16 protein-coding genes and 1 other annotated feature are annotated in these 19,645 nt (G+C 47.4%); of the genes, 8 read left to right on the top strand and 8 right to left on the bottom strand.

The window, feature by feature from the left end; genetic code table 11:
• Positions 1 to 84 precede the first annotated feature (84 nt).
• Complete coding sequence (locus SVI_RS13260; protein WP_041419942.1) at positions 85 to 2,154, top strand: alpha/beta hydrolase family protein; 2,070 nt, start codon at positions 85 to 87, stop codon at positions 2,152 to 2,154.
• Positions 2,155 to 2,260: 106 nt separating this feature from the next.
• Here SVI_RS13260 and trpA read toward each other — a convergent pair whose 3' ends face one another.
• The 6 genes from trpA to SVI_RS13230 form a co-directional block, all read right to left on the bottom strand.
• A complete protein-coding gene (trpA, locus tag SVI_RS13255) occupies positions 2,261 to 3,079 on the bottom strand; it encodes a tryptophan synthase subunit alpha (RefSeq protein WP_013052078.1) in 819 nt (272 codons plus the stop codon).
• A complete protein-coding gene (gene trpB / locus SVI_RS13250) occupies positions 3,066 to 4,292 on the bottom strand; it encodes a tryptophan synthase subunit beta (RefSeq protein WP_013052077.1) in 1,227 nt (408 codons plus the stop codon). The genes trpA and trpB overlap by 14 nt, the downstream gene beginning before the upstream one ends.
• A 206-nt stretch (positions 4,293 to 4,498) precedes the next feature.
• A complete protein-coding gene (gene trpCF, locus SVI_RS13245; protein ID WP_231847723.1) occupies positions 4,499 to 5,977 on the bottom strand; it encodes a bifunctional indole-3-glycerol-phosphate synthase TrpC/phosphoribosylanthranilate isomerase TrpF in 1,479 nt (492 codons plus the stop codon).
• Positions 5,978 to 5,987: 10 nt separating this feature from the next.
• Positions 5,988 to 7,043 carry an anthranilate phosphoribosyltransferase gene (gene trpD / locus SVI_RS13240; protein ID WP_013052075.1) on the bottom strand — a complete coding sequence of 352 codons (1,056 nt, stop codon included), beginning with the start codon at positions 7,041 to 7,043 and terminating at the stop codon, positions 5,988 to 5,990.
• Complete coding sequence (locus SVI_RS13235) at positions 7,040 to 7,657, bottom strand: aminodeoxychorismate/anthranilate synthase component II (RefSeq protein WP_013052074.1); 618 nt, start codon at positions 7,655 to 7,657, stop codon at positions 7,040 to 7,042. The genes trpD and SVI_RS13235 overlap by 4 nt, the downstream gene beginning before the upstream one ends.
• Complete coding sequence (locus tag SVI_RS13230) at positions 7,654 to 9,210, bottom strand: anthranilate synthase component 1 (protein WP_041420359.1); 1,557 nt, start codon at positions 9,208 to 9,210, stop codon at positions 7,654 to 7,656. The genes SVI_RS13235 and SVI_RS13230 overlap by 4 nt, the downstream gene beginning before the upstream one ends.
• A gap of 95 nt (positions 9,211 to 9,305) precedes the next feature.
• Positions 9,306 to 9,414 (bottom strand) — a sequence feature (Trp leader region).
• Between the two features lie 282 nt (positions 9,415 to 9,696).
• Between SVI_RS13230 and rnm the strand changes: the two genes are divergently transcribed.
• The 5 genes from rnm to rluB all read left to right on the top strand — a co-directional run bounded on the left by rnm (position 9,697) and on the right by rluB (position 13,844).
• Positions 9,697 to 10,572 carry an RNase RNM gene (rnm, locus tag SVI_RS13220; protein ID WP_013052071.1) on the top strand — a complete coding sequence of 292 codons (876 nt, stop codon included), beginning with the start codon at positions 9,697 to 9,699 and terminating at the stop codon, positions 10,570 to 10,572.
• A gap of 105 nt (positions 10,573 to 10,677) precedes the next feature.
• Complete coding sequence (locus tag SVI_RS13215; protein ID WP_013052070.1) at positions 10,678 to 11,298, top strand: L-threonylcarbamoyladenylate synthase; 621 nt, start codon at positions 10,678 to 10,680, stop codon at positions 11,296 to 11,298.
• 244 nt (positions 11,299 to 11,542) lie between these two features.
• Positions 11,543 to 12,331, top strand: coding sequence for a segregation and condensation protein A (locus SVI_RS13210; protein ID WP_041419941.1), 789 nt, complete (start codon positions 11,543 to 11,545; stop codon positions 12,329 to 12,331).
• 27 nt (positions 12,332 to 12,358) lie between these two features.
• A complete protein-coding gene (gene scpB, locus SVI_RS13205; RefSeq protein WP_041420358.1) occupies positions 12,359 to 12,985 on the top strand; it encodes an SMC-Scp complex subunit ScpB in 627 nt (208 codons plus the stop codon).
• Complete coding sequence (gene rluB, locus SVI_RS13200; RefSeq protein WP_013052067.1) at positions 12,978 to 13,844, top strand: 23S rRNA pseudouridine(2605) synthase RluB; 867 nt, start codon at positions 12,978 to 12,980, stop codon at positions 13,842 to 13,844. The genes scpB and rluB overlap by 8 nt, the downstream gene beginning before the upstream one ends.
• A 543-nt stretch (positions 13,845 to 14,387) precedes the next feature.
• Here rluB and SVI_RS13190 read toward each other — a convergent pair.
• Positions 14,388 to 15,125: a YciK family oxidoreductase gene (locus SVI_RS13190; protein WP_013052065.1), complete on the bottom strand. Its 738-nt coding sequence runs from the start codon at positions 15,123 to 15,125 to the stop codon at positions 14,388 to 14,390.
• A 262-nt stretch (positions 15,126 to 15,387) separates the two neighbouring features.
• Here SVI_RS13190 and SVI_RS13185 point away from each other — a divergent pair, with 262 nt between their 5' ends.
• Together SVI_RS13185 and sohB are read left to right on the top strand one after the other, a co-directional pair.
• Positions 15,388 to 17,895, top strand: a complete 2,508-nt coding sequence (locus SVI_RS13185; protein WP_013052064.1) for a VolA/Pla-1 family phospholipase — start codon at positions 15,388 to 15,390, stop codon at positions 17,893 to 17,895.
• A 152-nt stretch (positions 17,896 to 18,047) separates the two neighbouring features.
• Positions 18,048 to 19,079, top strand: coding sequence for a protease SohB (gene sohB / locus SVI_RS13180; protein WP_013052063.1), 1,032 nt, complete (start codon positions 18,048 to 18,050; stop codon positions 19,077 to 19,079).
• 130 nt (positions 19,080 to 19,209) lie between these two features.
• Here sohB and SVI_RS13175 read toward each other — a convergent pair whose 3' ends face one another.
• Positions 19,210 to 19,566, bottom strand: coding sequence for a TraR/DksA family transcriptional regulator (locus SVI_RS13175; protein WP_013052062.1), 357 nt, complete (start codon positions 19,564 to 19,566; stop codon positions 19,210 to 19,212).
• Between the last annotated feature and the right edge of the window lie 79 nt (positions 19,567 to 19,645).

The raw sequence follows: 19,645 nt of genomic DNA, 5'->3' as shown, positions 1-19,645 counted from the left end.
TGATTTTGTTGCCTTTGGAGCTGCTGTGTTTCGGGGCGAGGCGGCAAGAACAAGATAATTAACAGATTGGAGTCTATACCAGATATGAAGAGACAGTTGAATCTTGTTAAGCAGGCGGTGGCCTTATCTATAGGCCTGTTGAGTGTTGCTGCACATGCAAGTGATACCTTAACTGCCGAAGAGGTGATTGGCCTACAGCAAGTCGCTCAGGCACAAGTTAGCCCGTCGGGCGATAATGTTGCTTTTACCCGTTACGTTCCCCGTGAGCTATACAAGGAAGATAATGGCTTGAACTGGGCTGAGCTTTATCTTGTGGATGACAAGGGCGTTGAGCGTCCCTACATCACAGGTAAGGTGACCATTAACAATATTCAGTGGTCCGCCGATGGCAGCTTGATCTATTTCCTTGCCAAGATGGGCGAAGACAAGTTTACTGCGCTTTACCAGATCCCCTTTAACGGTGGTCAGGCGCAAAAGACCTTAGAGTTTAAAGAGACTGATCTTGCTGATTACTCCCTAAGTAATAACGGTAAACAGATCGCCATAATTGCCCAACCTGCTAAAGATAAAAGTGTCAAAAAACTTGAAAAACTGGGATTTATGGCCGAGGTTTACGAAGAGAACCTAGTGAACCAGCAGCTATACGTGATTGATCTAGCGGTTAGGGATAAGCCACTCACGCCAGCGGCCTGGCACATAGAAGATTATGTTTCGGATGTGCAGTGGTCGACTAATGGCCAGCAGCTGTTAGTCAAAACTCAGCCAACAGCGTTAATCGACGATCAGTACATGAAGTCAAAGTGGCATATCGTTAACCTGGCTAAGCAGCAAGTGGTTACTTCCTTTATGACACAAGGTAAATTAGGTGATGCAGCGTTTTCCCATGATGGTAAATATGTTGCCATTCTGGGTGCAGAAGACATGCACGACCCTGCGGCTGGCCGCTTGTTTCTGGCGGAAACTAAAACCGGTAAGATCAGCGAATGGCTACCCAATCACTTAGGTCATGTGAGTGATTTTGAGTGGAAAAGTGATACAAATGAGCTCTATTTTATCACTAATATCGATACAGACTCTGTGGTCGGTTTGCTAAAGCCTGGTAGCCATGATTACAAGGTGGTGGTTAAAGCGGGTAAGTTTATCGCATCCCAGCTGAGTATCTCAGATTCTGACAAGACGATTGCGCTAAGGGCCCATACGGCTCAGCATCCCAACGAAGTCTATATGCTTAGAGGCAGTAAGCATAAAGCGACCCGCTTAAGTAACTCCAATACCTGGCTCGACAACAAGCGTCTGGCTAAGCAGGAGTCCATCTCTTTCAAGGCCAAAGATGGCGTCGAGATAGCCGGTGTACTGATTTACCCGCTCGACTATAACAAGGGGCAACGTTACCCGCTTATCATGTCGGTTCACGGCGGTCCCGAGAGCCATGATAAAAACGGTTGGCTAACCAATTACTCTCGCCCAGGTCAGTTGGGTGCGACTCAAGGCTACGTGGTGTTTTATCCTAATTATCGTGGCAGCACAGGTAAGGGCGTTGATTACTCTAAGCTGGGTCAAAACGACTATGCTGGTAAAGAGTTTGATGACTTGGTCGAGTTTAAAGACCGCCTTGTGGATATGGGCTTAGTCGATAGCAAGAAAGTGGGTATCACAGGGGGATCATACGGTGGTTATGCCTCGGCTTGGGCCGCGACTAAGTTGACTAAGCACTTCGCCGCCAGCGTCATGTTTGTCGGCGTCAGTAACCAGTTATCTAAGTTTGGTACTACCGATATCTCAAACGAGATGCATCAGGTTCACGCCCGCTCTTATCCTTGGGATAAGTGGCAGTGGTACCTGGAACGCAGCCCTATTTACTGGGCTGGCCAGTCTGAAACACCACTGCTTATTATGCATGGTAAGGACGACCCTAGGGTGCATCCAGCTCAGTCAATGGAGCTATACCGCTACATGAAAGTGCAGGGCAAAACGGTTCGTCTGGTGTACTACCCGGGGGAAGGCCATGGTAACCGCAAGGCTGCAGCTCAATATGACTATCATTTACGTCTGATGCGTTGGATGGACCACTACCTGAAAAATGACGCTAAAGAGATGCCGGCAAGTGAACTAGATCATAAAGCAAAGCTCAAAGCTGTTAAGAAAGAGACATAAACTTAGCGACGACTTGCTGGCATTATGAATATAAAAACGCCAACTCACTGAGTTGGCGTTTTGGTATTTATTGGCTTATCAATGTACCTAACTAGGCATTAATAGCTTAGGTAGCGGCCTTCATGTTGCGGGTAAACTCGCCCAGCTTAGCTAGCAATGCAGTTTCATCATCTTTATTAGCGGCAATGATCTTCACCACTGCCGAGCCAGAGATGATACCGGCAGCGCCTGCTTCTATGGCGGCTTTAACTTGTGCAGGCTTTGCAATACCGAACCCGAGTAATGGCGGCGCGCCGTTAAACTCTTTGAGGCGAGATAAAATTTCACCGATTGGCATACCCGCCTTAGATTCTGTGCCTGTGACACCGGCGCGTGAAAGCAAATAAGTGTAGCCTTCGCCTTTCTCGCTCACCATTTTTAGGGTGTCACGATCGGCATTTGGCGGTGCGATAAAGATAGGCGCAACACCATGAGCCTTGGCTGATGCGATAAAGGGGTCGGCTTCCTCTACCGGTACATCGGCAATAAGCACCGAATCCACACCGGCGGCCTGGGCCTTGGCGTAAAAAGTATCGATACCGTTGGCGTACACAAGGTTTGCATACAGCAAGAGGCCGATGGGCAGCTGCGGATATTTAGCTCGAATTTCGGTGAGCATCTCGAAACACTGAGTCGGCGTAGTGCCCGCGGCCAGTGATCTTAGGTTGGCTGCTTGAATGACAGGGCCATCGGCCAGTGGATCAGAGAAGGGAAAACCTAGCTCTAGGGCATCGGCGCCATTTTCGACTAAACAGTCGATGATCTTAAGTGACAGTTGTGGGCTTGGATCGCCTAAAGTCACGAATGGCACAAACGCGCCCTGATTTTTTTCTTTTAGTGCGGCAAATGCTGCCTGGTAACGGCCTGCTTGTTTAGATTCGGTCATCGCCGCTCTCCTTATCTGCTGTTAGTTGCGCTTTCTCGCGCTTTTCCAGAATATCCGCAACGGTGAAGATATCTTTATCACCGCGGCCCGATAGATTTACCACTAAGATGGTTTCCTTGGTGGCTTTTTCGGCAAACTTGAGTGCATAAGCGATGGCGTGTGATGACTCAAGTGCAGGAATAATTCCTTCACAACGAGCCAGTAGCTGGAAGGCGTCCAGTGCCTCATCATCGGTTGCCGACTCGTAAGTTGCACGGCCAGTAGCCGCAAGATGTGCATGCTGAGGACCCACAGATGGGAAGTCGAGTCCTGCCGATATAGAGTAAGACTCCTGGATCTGACCTTCGCTGTCCTGCATCAGTGGCGCTTTCATGCCGAAGAAGATACCTGTCTTGCCGTGTTTAAGGGGCGCACCATGCATAGGAGTATCGATACCTAGGCCAGCAGGCTCAACACCGATAAGTTGTACGCTTTCCTCATCGATGAAGTCGGCAAACATGCCGATGGCGTTCGAGCCACCACCGACACAGGCGATAACTGCGTCGGGCAGACAACCTTCACGTTCAAACAGCTGCTTCTTAGTCTCTTCGCCTATCATGCGCTGAAATTCACGCACTATAGTGGGGAAGGGATGTGGGCCTGCGGCAGTACCCAGCAGATAGTGAGCTTTTTCATAGCTACCAGACCAGTCGCGCATGGCTTCGTTACAGGCATCTTTAAGGGTCGATGAACCAGAGGTGACCGGAATCACTTCCGCGCCCATTAGCTTCATTCTAAACACGTTAGGAGACTGACGTTCTATGTCTTTAGCGCCCATGTAGACCTTGCACTTAAGGCCTAACAGGGCACAGGCGAGAGCGGTTGCTACACCGTGTTGACCCGCGCCAGTTTCGGCGATGATCTCTTTCTTACCCATGCGCTTGGCAAGCAGGGCCTGGCCTAAGACCTGGTTGGTCTTGTGAGCACCTCCGTGAAGCAAGTCTTCACGCTTGAGGTAGATTTTTACCAGTGGGTTCGGACTCAAGTTACGGGTCAAGGTCAGCGCCGTCGGACGACCGGCATAGTTTTTCAACAGGTCGCTGAATTCGGCTTGAAAGGCCTCATCTTCTTGAGCTTCAATAAACGCGGTTTCTAGCTGTTTCAGTGCAGGCACTAATATCTGCGGTACGTACATACCGCCATATTCGCCGAAGTAGGGGTCGAGTTTGGTCATAATGTTATTCCTAATGTGCTGTTCAGCAACGAGTACTTGATTGAGTATGATCTTGTTGTCGCGTGTGCTCATTTATGGCATTAGTTCCCATAAACAAAGAGAGCGTACGCTCCTAAACCTCATTCTCAATTTCTGCGTACTCGACGCCGAGCATAATTTTAAAGTTTAATCTGAAGCTTAAATTTCAATACATTTAATACTGTCTGTTAGTACTGTCTGAGTGCGCTAAATGCGGCGGCGATCTTGTGATGATCTTTCCGCCCAGGTGCGCTCTCTAGGCCGGAGTTGAAATCCAGACCGTAAAATCCTTGTTTACTTGCATCACTGGCATTGTCGGCATCTAAGCCACCGGCGAGCATGGCGTCTTGCTTATTTGGCAGGGATTGTTGCCAATCGAAGCTAAGGCCAGTACCACCAAATTGTGCGCCACTTGCTTTGTGGCTCTTACTGTCGAACAAGATGCGATCTGCGTTAGTTGGCACCGCTAATTCGGTGTCATCTTCATCGACATTAACCGCCACGGCTTTCCAAATTTTAGCCTTACAGCCCGCAGCTTCTAAGGCGCCACGCACTTGGGCGATATCATATTCAGATTCATTGCCGTGGAGCTGAACCGCAAAAAGATCCAGTGATGACGCGAGTTCGGCGATAACCTTTACTGATTCGTTAACAAACACACCGACAAACTTGAGCTGCTTGCCCGAGGAACGATGAGTTTCTAGCAGAGATTTAGCCTGCTTTGGCGTGATATAGCGAGGTGACTTCTCGGCGAAAATGAGTCCGCCATAAATGGCGCCGGCATTGGCGACGGCGTTGGCATCTTCAACGGATGTCAGGCCGCAGACCTTGTTATGACCAAGGGTCAATGTACGACAAGCCAGGTCTAAATCATCTTCTGCCATCAATGAGCTGCCAACCAAGAAACCATGGACCAATGGACTCAGACGGTGAACCTGAGCTTGATTGTAAATGCCCGATTCGCTGATCACCACGCGATCCGCAGGGATACGTGGCGCTAGCTCCTCAGTCGTGGCCAAGTCTGTGGTCAAGTCTCGCAGGTTACGGTTATTGATGCCTATGATGTTGGCATCCAGTGCAATGGCGCGCACGAGCTCGGCTTCATTGCTTACTTCTGTGAGTATGTCGAGCTGGTACTTATTAGCCTCAAAGGCTAGGGCTGAGTATCTGGTATCATCGAGCACTGACAGCATCAAAAGAATGGCATCTGCGCCTTGGTGGGCGGCGAGCTTAACTTGATAGCTGTCGACGAAGAAGTCTTTACAGAGGATAGGCTGTTTAACCCGGGCTCGGACTTTAGGAATGTAATCCATGTTGCCCTGAAAAAACTGCTCATCTGTGAGCACCGAGATCCCTGCGGCGTAGTCATTGTAGACATCGGCAATGGCTTCGACATCAAAATCGGTGCGGATAAGGCCTTTGGATGGGCTGGCTTTCTTGCACTCGAAGATAAAACCGGCATTTGGGGCTCTGAGCGCTGCATAAAGGCTGCGGTCAGAGATCTTAGGCTCTAGGCTAGCTTCGGGAAAGCGTAGCTTTAATGCTGCTATATGCGCAGGTTTAGTGGCGACTATCTTAGCCAACACATTAGAGGTCTTAGTCACTTGCTGTTGGCCATGGCTGTTTTCTTTACCGTTTGTTTTAATATCTGCTATTGAACTGCTCACGCTCTTGCTCCTAATCCTGTTTTTCATTTGACTTGGCTGCAGTACTGGCGCCGGCAAGCTGTTCGAGTAAGCTGTAGGCCTTACCACTGGCAAGTGTTTCGAGTGCTAAGCCTGTACCAGCTTTGATTGAGTCACACACTCCTGAGATGTAAAGCGCACAACCCGCGTTGGCGGCCACTGCGTGACTGTGTGCGGTTTGACCTTGCCCTTGTAAGATAGCGCGGGTGAATTTGGCATTTTGCTCCGGGGTGCCACCTTCGAGATCTTTGAGCTGGGCTGTGGTTATGCCTAAGTCATCTGGGGTGATCTGATATTGCTTTATCTCACCATTAACCAATTCACAGACCAAGGTGTCACCGTGGATGGCTACTTCGTCTAAACCACTACCATGAACCACCATGGCGCGTTTCATGCCTAATGCCTTCAATACTTCGGCGATAGGTTTAACCAATTCACTGCTGTACACGCCGAGCAGGATAAAATCCGGATGAGATGGATTGATCAGTGGACCGAGTACATTAAACAGGGTGCGGGTCTTCAATGCTTGACGTACAGGGACAGCGTGACGCACGCCACCATGATAGTGGGGGGCAAACAGGAAGCAAAGGCCAAGTTCATCTAGGCAGTCTCGCGCCGTTTCCGGTGCCATGGTTAAGTCGATACCAAATTGGGCCAATAGATCCGATGAGCCCGATTTGCTTGAGACACTACGGTTACCATGTTTGGCAACCTTTGCGCCCGCAGCCGCGGCGACGAAAGCTGCGGTAGTTGAAATATTGATGGTGTTGTGGCCATCGCCGCCAGTACCTACTATATCGACTATGCCTTGAGCTCGTGTCGCATCACTGGGGGATGGAAATGGTTTCGCCGCGGCGCGCAGTGCATCAGCAGCGCCGGAGATCTCTTCGATAGTCTCACCGCGCATCTTCATGGCGATAAGCATGCCAGCCATGGCGACTTCACTCATCTCACCTTGAATAATGGCGCCAACCAAAGATTTTGCTTCGGCGCGGGTCGCACTCTGGCCGGCATAGAGCTTATCTAACAGAGGTTGAAGTTGGCTCATTGTGCATCTCCTGTTTTTGTTGAGGCACTGGTACCTTCATCAGTTAAGTAGTTCAGGGTTTGTGTCAGCAGTTGGCTTCCCAGTGTGGTTAAAATCGATTCCGGGTGGAATTGAAATCCCACCGCTTTATGACTCTTATGGCTGATAGCCATAGGCATCTCTTCGGTTGTGGCTATTATCTCGAGGCAATCGGGAACTCGGGTCGCCACTAAACTGTGATAACGGGCTACAGGAAGCGGCGAGGGCAGGCCAGCAAAAATACCGATGGCTTCGTGGAAGGTTGGACTTGCCTTACCGTGAACAACCTGAGGAGCGCGCTCTACTTTTCCGCCGTAGTGCTCAATCATGGCTTGATGGCCGAGACAAATGCCCAACATAGGCACCTTGCCGGCAAGTTTACCGATAAGCGCCATCAGGCAGCCTGCCTCATGGGGAGCGCCGGGACCGGGTGAGAGCACCAGAGCTGCCTTGCCTGTTTCGTTTAACAGCTTGTCAGCGATAAAGTCAGCGCTGAGATCGTTACGATAGATAACGACCTCGAAGCCTAAGCTTCTAAACTGGTCTACCAGGTTGTAGGTGAACGAATCGAAATTGTCTAAAAGGTAAAGTTTCATAGTCCGCCTCCAATTTTTATTGCACTTATCACGGCCTGTGCCTTTTGACGGGTTTCGTCGGCTTCGGCCTGTGGATCTGAATCAAATACTACGCCAGCCCCAGCTTGAATATGGGCGATACCCTCTTTAACAAAGGCTGAGCGGATAACGATACAGGTATCCATGTCGCCCAGTCCGTTGAGGTAACCTGCCGCGCCGCCGTAGCTGCCGCGTCTACTCTTCTCTACACGGCGGATAAGTTGCGATGCACTCACTTTAGGTGCGCCGGTTAATGTGCCCATGTTCATGCATGCCTGATAGGCGTGTAGGGCGTCGAGATCGGTACGTAATTGACCCGTGACGCGACTGACTAAATGCATCACATGGGAATATCTGTCTACTTTCAATAATTCAGGGATTTTACGGGTGCCACTTTGGCTGATACGTGCAACATCATTGCGGGCCAAGTCAACTAACATCAAGTGTTCAGATAACTCTTTCTTATCGAGTCTAAGTTCTAGCTCAATACGACTATCGAGATCCGCATCTATCTGGCCGTCGGCTGTCTTACCACGCTGACGGGTGCCGGCAATGGGGTAAATCTCCACCTGGTTGCTATGGGTCTCGTATTTGACTGCGCTCTCAGGTGATGCGCCAAACAGAGTGAAATCATCGCCCCTGAAATAAAACATATAAGGGCTAGGGTTAGTCAGGCGCAGGGCGCGGTAAGCACCGAGTGTGTTGGGGCAGGGTAAGCTGAAACTGCGTGATGGCACCACCTGAAAAATATCACCGGCGACAATATGAGACTTAAGCGAATTGACCGTGTCTTTAAAGGTTTCATCTGATATATCCACCGTGACTTGGGCGGTCACAGGGATGAGCTTGGCAGCGGCCACAAGCTGTTCAATTTGCGCCTTGACGGAATCGACGCGTTTGGCGAGCTTGCTGGCATATTCAGCCTTAAGCGCAGGCTCAGATATAAAGTTATGGGTGACGATATTGGCCGTTTCTTGCTGACGGTCGACGCTGATCAGGGTTTCAGCCAGGTAAAACAGATAATCTGGGCAAGTGTTAGCGCCCTGGGGCACTTGAGGCAGTGGCTCGACGGTATCGATAAGATCGTAAGCCAGTACGCCACCTAAGAAGAGGTCTTCAAATGCCGGACTAGTGCCACAGTCAATCTCTTGCACTAAGGCGCGCAGACCATCTAAAGGGGACGTTGATTTGAGTCTGGCATCTTCATCTAGCTGGGCAGTTTGTTTTTCTAATATCAGCTTAAGTATGTTGTTTTCTAAGTTGGAACTCGCACCATGAAAGAAGGTTTGAATTGGCAATAGCAGAGATTGACCATTGTCGGTTAGGGCGGTAAAGGTCAGTTGATAACCTTCACAACGTATCATGAGTGCCGCATCGGTGAGGATTAGGCTCTTGATGTTATCCTTGCTCTCAATTTCTGCAGATTCGAGCAACATGGTGTGAGGCGCATCTTGGGTGAGATGCTGATATAAACTTAAAGGATCTTCCGGGTAGGCGATCCGCTCCTTACTCGTGGTGACTTGAGCTAGTTTCATCTGTTGTCTCTCTTCTCTATTCAATTCTTTCATTTAAGCGCTTAAATATAAGCTTATTTCTAGTTGGTTATTTTTACTTTATGCAAAATTGGGGTACAAAAAAGCCCGCATCTTGTGCGGGCTTCTTGTTGAATCTAGTCTCTTTTACATGAGCACAGAATTTCACACCACCCGCTAAGTTGGGAAGTGCCACCACCAATTGATGTTTTGTGCTTGAGAAAGTGTCTTCATCTGGAAATTGGTTCCGTTTAAAAAGTGAGAACATGTAAAAGTTAAATGCTTTCTTTGCATTCAGTGACTATATAAAAGCATTTGCAGGCTAATGATGTCAATTGAATCTTTATATATTTTATATCTTCTGAGCAGAAGAGGTAAAAGCTGCATTTTTATGGGAGAAATAAAGACGTTAACAAGGCTTTTTTAGGCTATTTAACGCTTATTTATGTTTATTCCCCTTTTGCTTACAAACTCAAGTAGAATAAGTCCATGACAGATGAAATATTATTAATCGATCTCCATAGCCATACAAGCGCTTCAGATGGTCAACTCACCCCCTCCGAACTGATTGAAAGAGCCATTGGAAATGGTGTGCAGATGTTTGCTATCACCGACCACGATACCACCGCAGGATTAGCCGAAGCTCACGCCTATAATCAAGGTCATGAGTCCCCCTTAACCTTAGTCAATGGCGTAGAAATCTCGACCCGCTGGCATAACCACGATATTCATATTGTGGGGCTGAATGTGAGCCTTCAAGATGAAGCATTCGAAGCTTTTCTAGTCAACCAAAGAGAGCTGCGTGAAGTCAGAGCCAAAGAGATTGGCATCAGGTTAGCTAAGGCTGGAATTGAAGGGGCTTATGAAGGGGCGAAAGCCTTAGCTGGTGGCGCCGCATTGAGTCGAGGGCATTATGCCCGTTGGCTAGCGAATAATGGTTATGCTACCAGTATGGCAAATGTATTTAAAAAATACCTTGCACGGGGTAAAACGGGCTATGTACCTAATAATTGGTCGGATATGGCCACGGCGATCGAGAAGATACACCAGGCTGGAGGTGTCGCCATCTTGGCTCATCCCAGTGGCTATAAATTGTCGGCCAAGTGGGTGAAACGTTTGGTGCGGGAGTTTAAAGAGGCTGGTGGAGATGCCATGGAAGTGGTTGGCAGTCGTCAGACAATAGATGATCGTAATAATTTAATCGCCTTAAGCCTGCAAAATGAGTTAGCCGCATCCCTAGGCAGTGACTTTCATTTCCCAGGCAGTTTTATTGAGCTTGGCAAGAGCATGTTTCAGCCTAAAGGTGTTAATTGGGTGTGGCAGATGGACTGTTGGAATAGCGACAACATCGCCTCTCAAGCATAGCTACCTCTGGCACTGGTTATTCGAGCAACTTTTTTCGAGAATGTGTTTTCTAGAACCTAGCCGGGCTGAATCCCCACAGATTAGAAGTATTGGAATATAGAGTATATGAGTCAGTTTTTTTACGTACATGAAGAAAATCCCCAGCCGCGTTTGATTAACCAGGCGGTCAATGCCCTCAAGAATGGCGGAGTCATCGTTTATCCGACAGATTCTGGCTATGCCCTTGGATGTTTGCTGGGAGAAAAAGATGCCATGAGCCGTATGGCGCGAATTCGTCAGATCGATAACGATCATAACTTCTCTCTTATGTGCCGCGATCAGTCGGAGTTATCGGCCTATGCCAAGGTCGATAATCAGGCATATCGAGTACTCAAGCACCATACGCCAGGACCTTACACCTTTATTTTTAAGGCCAGTAAAGAGGTGCCTAAGCGTCTGCAGAATCCTAAGAAGAAGACCATAGGCATACGTGTGCCGGATAATGTCATCGCGTTAGCTCTGCTTGAAGCCTTAGATGCGCCTTTGATGTCGACAAGTTTGATTCTTCCAGGGGAAGAATTTACCGAATCAGACCCTGAGCATATTCGCGATATTCTGGAACATCAGGTCGATGTGATCATACATGGTGGCTACCTAGGCGAGAAGCCGACGACGGTGATCGACATGTCAGATGGCGATATAGAAGTGATACGCGAAGGCGCCGGAGATATCACCCCCTTCATCTAGCTCAATGAGTTAATTCCCTCTGCTGACGCCCAATATGGGCGTTTCACTCTCGTCATATCTGCAAGCCATCTCGGCTAATTATCTGTGCAACTCATGGTGAACAGGGTATAATCGCGCGCTGGTTTGCTTATCGCCTTTATTTTAAGGTGTTCGATGGGCTGCCTAAGCTTTTGTTTTATGCGGTTTAGGCTGGCTGAAAACAGAATATAATTAAGTATTTTAGTAGTTTAAGCTGAGGATCGTGATGCAAGGGACTCAAAAAAGTTTGCCCTTGGCCATAGTCAGAGGCGAGCCGTTAAAACAGTTTCCAGCCGATCTTTTTATTCCGCCAGAAGCACTCGAAGTGTTTCTTGAGTCGTTTGAAGGCCCGCTAGATTTACTCTTATATCTGATCCGTAAGCAGAAACTCGATGTTGTAGAGCTGCCAATATGGCCTGTGACTAAGCAATATCTTGAGTATATTGAGCTACTACAAGGTGCTCGAGTCGAGCTTGCAGCCGATTATTTAGTCATGGCGGCGACCTTGGCCGAAATTAAGTCTCGCTTGTTATTGCCAAGACATGTGAATGAAGATGAAGAAGAGGAAGATCCTCGTGCTCGCTTGATACGTCAACTTAAAGCCTATGAGGTGATTAAAGAGGCGCAGCAGCAACTGGATAACTTGCCTAGACTCGACAGAGACGTGTTTCAGGTGAAGGTAACACCAGCACCGGACATTAAGCCTGTGCTTGTGCCGCCTCAAGTGTCTTTGACTGAGATAGCCTTGGCATTCGGTGCTGTCATGAAACGAATCGAGGCGACAGAGCATCATCACGTTAGGCGTGAAGCCTTGTCGACGCGAGAACGCATGATACAGATTTTAGCCAAGCTAGATGGCGAGGAATACTTGCCATTTGAAGCTCTGTTTGAGGCTAACGAGGGGCGTAGTGGTGTAGTGGTCAGTTTTCTAGCCTTGATGGAACTGGTTAAAGAGTTATTGGTCGAACTCGTGCAGAGTGACCCATTTTCAACCATACATGTTAGGGCGTATTGATTGTCTAGCCAGAAAAAGCAGCAAAAACTGCAGATAAACCCCGATCAGCTCAAGCAGTTGATCGAGGCGAGCCTGTTCGTTTTAGGAAAAACCGTCAGCATAAAGAACCTGAAAGAGACTGTGCTAATCACTTTCAGTGTCACTCGGGTTAAGATTAAAGCTGCGATAGAAGAGTTACAACAAGATTATCAGGGGCGAGGTGTTGAGCTAGTCAGCGTCGCCGGCGGTTATCGATTTCAAACAATCGAGGCCTTAAGTCCTTATCTGCAGCCCTTGTGGCAGGAGAAGGCACCAAAATATTCACGGGCAACCTTAGAAACCTTGGCCGTAATTGCATACCGTCAACCTGTGACTCGAGGTGATATCGAGTTTGTCAGGGGCGTAGCTGTCAGTAGCCAGACCATAAAAAGTTTGACTGACAGACAATGGATAAAAACGGTGGGGCATAAAGAGGTACCGGGTAGACCGGCGCTGTATGCTACAACCACCGATTTTTTAGCCTATTTTGGCTTAGAACGTCTAGCGGACTTACCGCCGCTAACCGATACTGAGTCTTTAGAGACCCTTTTTTCAAATGTGAATTCAAGTTCGGATTCTAATGAAGAGACAGGGTCTACAGATACATTAAACACAGAAGAGTCTACTAATGAGTGAAAAATTGCAGAAAGTCTTGGCCCGTGCAGGCCATGGCTCCCGTCGTGAGATGGAGGCATGGATTGCTGCAGGTCGAATTAGTATAGATGGTGAGATTGCCAATCTAGGTGATCGCATCGAAGCTGATGTAAAGATCCGTATCGATGGTCGAACCGTTTCGATTAAATCTGAAGAAGATCTAATCTGTCGCGTGATTGCCTATCATAAGCCTGAAGGCGAGATTTGTAGTCGCAAAGACCCTGAAGGTCGTCCTACGGTGTTCGACCGTCTACCCAAGACACGTGATTCACGTTGGGTTGCTGTCGGTCGTCTCGATATCAACACCTCAGGTTTGTTGCTGTTTACCTCAGATGGTGAACTGGCAAACCGCTTGATGCATCCATCTAATGAAGTTGAACGTGAGTACGCAGTACGTACCTTCGGCGAAGTTAATGATGCCTGTATTCAACGCCTTAGAACAGGGGTTACCTTAGAAGATGGCCCAGCTAGTTTCGATAAAGTGAAAGCGGCTGGCGGTGAAGGCATGAACAAGTGGTGGCATGTGACGCTTGCTGAAGGCCGTAATCGTGAAGTTCGCCGTTTATGGGAATCTCAAGAAGTACAGGTGAGCCGTCTTATCCGTATTCGTTACGGCAAGATTGAGCTGCCTAAGTCACTGCCTCGTGGTGGTTGGGTTGAGTTGACCATGGAGCAGGTTAATTACCTCAGAAAAACGGCTGGCTTAAATGAAGAGACTCGTACCGTCCTAGGTACCGACAAGCACAGCGTCGCTCGCTCGAAAGTGAAGGGCTCTAAGATCCGTCGTGCAGTGCGTAAGCATAAAGCGGTAGCAAGTAAGCCTGGGCGCAAGAGAATCTAGTGAAATGAGTTCCTAGACACAGATTCTAGTAGCTAGGAACTTATCTAGTATGAAATAGAAAAGGCTGCTAATGCAGCCTTTTTTGTGTCTGACTCTCTGTAAGTAAGAAGTCTTATGCAATATTTCCATGGGTCCTTGATGTTCCCGACATCAATTGGACATTCCCTACGTCCTTGTAGGTCAAGGTTAAAATATTGCTTTGTGTCTGACTCTCTGTAAGTAAGAAGTCTTATGCAATATTTCCATGGGTCCTTGATGTTCCCGACATCAATTGGACATTCCCTACGTCCTTGTAGGTCAAGGTAAAAATATTGCTTTGTGTCTGACTCTCTGTAATAAGAAGTCTTATGCAATATTTCCATGGGTCCTTGATGTTCCCGACATCAATTGGACATTCCCTACGTCCTTGTAGGTCAAGGTTAAAATATTGCTTTGTGTCAGACTCTCTGTAATAACAAGTCTTATGCAATATTTCCAGAGACTGAAAATACCTAGGAACTAGATTGCAGAACCTAGATTGCAGAAAATAGGTACTTCCCTTTCTTACTGCGCGCTCAGCTGCTGACCATTAACAGCTGCAGAATCATCACCCATCAGGTAAAGATAAGTCGCCATAATATCTTCAGGCTCCTTGAGTGTGCTTGGGTTTTCAGCCGGGTAAGCATTCGCGCGCATTCCTGTGCGAGTGGCACCTGGGTTTATGCTGTTGACCCTCAAGCTTGAACCTTCATATTCATCGGCGATAGATTGCATCATGCCTTCGGTTGCAAACTTAGAGATGGCGTATTCGCCCCAGAATGCACGGCCCTGACGTCCGACGCCACTGGAGGTAAACACCAGTGATGCCTTAGGCGCCTTCTTCATGATAGGCAGCAGTGCCTTAGTTAGCATGATTTCGGCAATGACATTAACCTGCATGACCTCTTGAACAGAATCCATGGAGATATGTTCGAAGGGACCTAACACGCCGAGCAGTCCCGCGTTATGTAGGGCACCATCAAGGTGGCCAAATTGCTCTTCGATAGTCTGTGCCATATCGATATAGTTTTGCTCGGTAGCGCCTTGTAAGTCTAAAGGTACAATCGCAGGCTTTGGGTAACCAGCTTGTATTATCTGATCATATACGGCTTCTAACTTCTTAACTGTCTTTCCAAGCAGGATCACCGTAGCGCCGTGTTGCGCGAAACTGATGGCAGCCGCGCGTCCAATCCCGTCTCCAGCACCTGTTACCAGTATTGTTTTGTTAATAAGTAGATCTTTTGCAGCTTGATATTCCAACATGATTCAATATTTCCTGTGGCGGAAAAGGCCGCCACCTCTAGAGTCACTGATGTGATGAACACTGTTTTAAACAAATGATTAATTATTGGCCGCCTAAACGTTGNCGGTATGTGACAAAAATGTAGCTAAGTCAATATTTTTACGTTAACTTGAGCTCAGGTAAGGACTGGTAAAAGTCCTACTTTGGCCACATGGTATTGCCTATTGTGACCAAATTTTTTGGGGAAAACAAAATTATTACAACAAGATTTGGGGAACAAAGATGAAAAGACTCTTTTTAGGTGTCGCGATTGCATCTGCGCTAGGACTCACGGCCTGTAGTGAAGATAGTGTCGATGAGTTAAAAGATAAGGTTGAGCCTCTGATCCCTGAGTCTCATATCGCATTCGATCCAGGTAATGTAGACCCTGCAAAACGTACTCTACCTTTACCCAATGATCTTCTATTTCAGGGTACCTTAGATGGCACGATCAACATTCCAGGTGAAGATCTTAAAGGCGGTAGCGATTACACAGATCCTTCAATGGCTCTTGGTGCACTTGATGGTTGGTCGACCACAGCGCCAATTTCCATAGATGTTGAACTCGCTTCTGATCATGATGGCACAATGTTATCACTCGATGAGGTTTCAGTATTCCAGCCTGGTGCGGTGAGGATGTTCGAGGCGACAGTTGGGGGTCCGTTATCTTCTGATCCCGACTGTAAAGCCAGTGCATCAGCTTCTGCCTGTAAAGTTGGTGCCGAGCTGACATTTGGTGTTGATTTCGTCTCTAAGGCTGTTGGTAATAAAATTGTTATTGTTCCTCTGAAGCCATTAAAGGCCAATCAGTCTTATATCTATGTAACGACCAATCTAATCCAAGACTCAGCAGGTCAGGGGATTGCTCCATCATCGACTTATAATTCCGTAAGATTAGATATAGAAACTCATCCACTTGAAACTGAAGCTCAATTATCTCTTCAAACCTTAGTGAACAGTTATGAGAAAGGCATAGCAGCTGAGTATGGTGTGGATCTTGATACGATTAGTTATTCGGGACTGTTTACCACTCAATCTGTTGCTGATGTATATGAGACACTAAAATTATTAATGGTAGACCCTACACCTGGCAATCCTTATGCCCCGCGCTTCTCTGTTCTGCCTACGCCATTAGGTTATACAATTGCCACCGCTGCAGGAATTCCTTCCGAAGCGGGTGATATATTCAAGATTGCTGATTTAACCAATGTATATAAAGCTGAGTTAATCTTGCCTATCTTTGGTGATTGTTCTTCAGCGGCTTGTTTAGATGAAAATATGATGCCAGCAATTAATGGCAGCTGGAAGGCCCTGGGTGATAGTCCTGTTTCAGTGCTACTGGCGCTCCAAGCTGGCACCATGAGCCAAGAAAATTACGGCATGCAAGCAATGGCCTATGGTATTGCTCCTGCTGATGGCATTGCTACCCCTGCACTTTTAGCCGGAAAAACTTGGCTACTCGATGACGGTACAGCGGCCGATAAGGCTAAACATCTGACTAAGTTTAACCCCATTCCTGAAATTAAAAAGCACGAGACAGTTCCGGTATTTATTACCATGCCCGACGCAGCTAAACTCGCTGCTTTTAGTGCAGAGAAAGGCTTAACCTTTGTGGCACCGACAGCAGGTTGGCCGACTAATATCGCGCTTCATGGTCTGGGTGGTGGTAAAGAGGCAGCGATGGCTTTCGCCAGTACCTATGCTGCTATGGGGATTGCAACGTTTGCAATCGATCATCCCTTACATGGCGCGCGTTCATTCGATGCTAATGACGATGGTGTCTATGAAGTGTCGGCGTCTGCACCAGAATTTGGCGTTGCAATCGGACAACCTGATGCTTTTGTGAATGGTAACCCATTAGCCTTTATCAATATCGCTAGCACTTTATCAGTGCGTGATAATTTCCGTCAGAGTGTTGTCGATCATCTTGGTGTTCGTCTGGCTCTAACTGGCCTATCTATGCAGCTGGCTCAGCTTGAGCAGCCTCAGATATTTGATATTGGTAAGATCAGCTCACAAGGTATAAGTCTTGGTGGGATTGTTAATACTAACTTCTCTACCTATGCCAGCACTGGTTTAGTTAATCCCGAGACTGGAACAGCATTGCCAAATTTCTTTGCACTCAATGCATCATCTTTGGTTGCGCCAACGGGCGGTTTTGCCGGAACCTTTATCGGTTCGGAGACTTTTGGCCCCATGTTGTTCGAAAATATCATAGCATCTGATTCTTTCCAGCCTTTGGTTGATGAAGCAAATACTGCTGGTTATGAACCAGGTACACCAGAATATGCAGCCCTTGTTCAAGCTGTCTATAAAGGTTTCTTACCTGCATTCGCCTTTGCGGTTCAGACTGCTGTAGATAGTGCCGATCCGATAAACCATGCGGCTATGCTGAAAGCAACAGAGCTTCCGGTACACGTGATTGAGATAGTGGGTGACGGCACAGAGGACAATAAACCGGATCAGGTACTGCCAAACAGTGTCGATGGCTTCCCAACTGCCGGTACAGAGCCTCTTATCACCGCATTGGGTTTAGAGTGTATCGATACGACAACGGCAGGTTCAGGGGTTGTTAGGTTTGTTGAAGGGCATCATAGTTCGCTTACTGGTACTTCCGGCACCGCTGCAACGGCTGAGATGCAGCAAGAAGTTGCTAAGTTTGCGCTAACTGCTGGTAAAGGCACTGCGACGATTATGATTGATACAGATCTTAAACATGTGATTCAGCCATGTGCGGTTCCTGCTGGCTAACATTCGTTAACGCTTAACGCTTAACCCTTTAAACCCAGCAATTGCTGGGTTTTTTATTGGCTTATTTCCTTATTAGCACATTTGTTATTGGGGCGATGACTGATAGAATAAGCCCAATTTTGCATTTAAGATCAAATAAGCTGGAGCATACTTTGGAATTTTTGTACGAATATGGACTGTTTTTCGCCAAAGCAATAACCATAGTGTTATCGATTATCGCTGTTGTTATCCTTGTGCTTGCCTCTGCGATAAAGCAGAAAGGGGAGAAGGGAGAGCTATTGCTGACCAACCTCTCTGAAGATCTCAAGAACCTTAAGCATGATCTTAAAGAGGAACTGCTGAGTAAGAAGCAGTTTAAAGCCTATGAGAAGCAGCTAAAAGCGGACGAGAAGGCCAAAGAGAAAGCCGAGAAAGAGCAAGGTGAAGAGACATTAGATCCTAGAGTGTTTGTGGTCGACTTTAAGGGCAGTATAGATGCCAGCGAAGTGGCTTCTTTGCGTGAAGAGATAAGTGCTATTTTGGCCATTGCAGAGAAGGGCGATGAAGTGATCGTAACTGTCGAGAGTGGCGGCGGTATGGTGCATGGATATGGTTTGGCATCGAGTCAGTTGGACCGCCTGCGTCAGGCCGATATTCATCTGACTATTTGTGTCGACAAAGTGGCAGCCAGTGGCGGCTATATGATGGCTTGTGTGGCGAACAAGGTATACGCGGCTCCATTTGCCATTGTTGGCTCGATTGGGGTAGTGGCGCAAATACCTAACTTCCATAAATTGCTTAAGAAGCATGATATTGATTATGAGCAGCATACAGCAGGGGACTTTAAGCGTACCTTGACCCTATTTGGTGAAAATACTGACGAGGGACGTGCGAAGTTTCAGACTGAGCTCGAAGAAACTCATGTGTTATTTAAACAGTTTATCGCTAAATATCGCCCCGAATTAGATCTTGATAAAGTGGCTACAGGTGAACATTGGTATGGTCAACAGGCCATAGAACTGGGTCTTATCGATGGCATATCCACCAGTGATGATGTGGTGATGAAGCTAGCGAAAGAGAGAACCGTGATCAAGGTGCGTTATCAGTTGAAGAAAAATTTCGCTGATAAAATTGCCCATGGAGCGTCACTTTCATTTAACGCTATATTCAATAAACTCGCCGAGAAAAATCAGCGTCTAAGTTAGTCGCTTTCGTTTGAGATGAGATACACAAGAGAAGCCTGCTTATGCAGGCTTTTTTATGGGCGTTTTTTAGCTGAGTAGATTGGGCTAACATAGAGAAAAATGAAGCTAGGTAGTTTTCGCTTAAACTTGCCTAATGTTTGAGTCTTAACTCTTGCCTGTGCTCATGCTCATGACTTTTGGCACATTGGGTGCACCTCTGTTCAACGGGATTGATATCTAAGCGCTCGGTTTCTATCTCATTCTCACAATCGGAGCAAAGACCATACAGGCCAATATCTAGCTGACAGACTGCGGCGTCGACTTGTGTTATTTGCCCAAATAATGGGTGTTCACATAAGCCTGCCTGGGTCAAAATAGCTATCAGTTCGCAAAGTGAACCCGTTTGAGTGTCGAGGCTGATATTTTTACTCTGTGCAAGCTTACCTATCTCAGTCCTTAGATTGGATTCTAGCTGTGACAATTCATGTCTGATATGGGGTCTACTCACGAGTATATGCCTGATAAGTTATTTCGGATATTAAGTCTAAACGGGTGGGGTGTTTTGACTATGACTAAGATCAACTCTA

Source organism: Shewanella violacea DSS12 (genome assembly GCF_000091325.1).
Lineage (GTDB): Bacteria > Pseudomonadota > Gammaproteobacteria > Enterobacterales > Shewanellaceae > Shewanella > Shewanella violacea.
The sequence above is the reverse complement of the archived record's forward strand: the minus strand, read 5'-3'. Positions and strand labels throughout refer to the sequence as shown.